This is a genomic window from Aequorivita aquimaris, assembly GCF_001573155.1.
Lineage (GTDB): Bacteria > Bacteroidota > Bacteroidia > Flavobacteriales > Flavobacteriaceae > Aequorivita > Aequorivita aquimaris.
The window spans coordinates 1-888 of record NZ_JRWG01000034.1; the positions used below are offsets into that span (position 1 = coordinate 1).

The 888-nt window shown below is 61.9% G+C and carries 1 protein-coding gene; it reads right to left on the reverse strand.

Going from position 1 to position 888, the window contains the following annotated elements; genetic code table 11:
• Positions 1–161: 161 nt before the first annotated feature.
• On the reverse strand, positions 162–888 hold a 727-nt coding region (locus LS48_RS15395), incomplete at its 5' end, for a hypothetical protein (RefSeq protein ID WP_157881742.1).

The window sequence follows — 888 nt, forward strand, 5'->3', positions numbered from 1 at the left end:
CCTCTAAGGCGGGCGCTGGCTTCCTCACTGTCGGGCACCCGCCCTGAGAACAGCGCGATTTTCGTCTCCGCGGCATCGTCTGCGACTTGGCTCTCCTTGGCCCATGACGCAGCCATGGCCGCGTCATTCTTCAACAGGCGCGTGCGATCATCCGCCATGGCTCAGGCCTCCGAGGTCAGCGTTTGGGTGTACCAGGCGGTGTTCGCGTGGTTGCGGATGTAGAGCTTGCCGCCATTGTAATCCCAGACCTGAAGGCCGGCATGCAATTGGGTGCCGCTCGGCATGAAATCACGGCTCGGGATTTCCAGACGGGGCAACGAAAGCGGCGTCGGAATGTAACCGGCCTGCCGGATCGGCGCGATGGTATGGCCGGACGAGGTGAACCCGGTGATCGATCCCCGACTTTCGGGATCGCTGTAGTCCGACCCATCAAAGTCGGCACCATAGTTACACCGACCATCCGATATCGAAAGGCACCCGATCAGGTGCATCCAGCTGGCACCGAAGCTCTGGAAACCGGCGTAAGCGCGGATGCGGGCCTGCGAATTCTTCTCGCTCTGGCACCCGATGTAGCGGCCAGGACCGACGAAGCCCGGTCCCAAGTTGAAGTCGGCGCGAACGTCGGAGATCTTGGTCTTCGCCTGCGTGCCGTAATAGCCGATTTCGCAGAACTCGGGCACGATCAGCCCACCGCCGATGCCCGAGTTGGTCGATCGATTGACGATGCCGCAAATGCGGAGATCGTCGTTGAAGAGCGCGCGGTTGTTGAGCGTGTCGATGCTGGCGGACAATTCGACCATGCCAGTGATCGTATGGTCGCTGCCGGCGAGCTCGATGAGACCATCCTTTTGCCCGCGCTGGCGGATCATCAGCCCGGCCGTCCCGAAG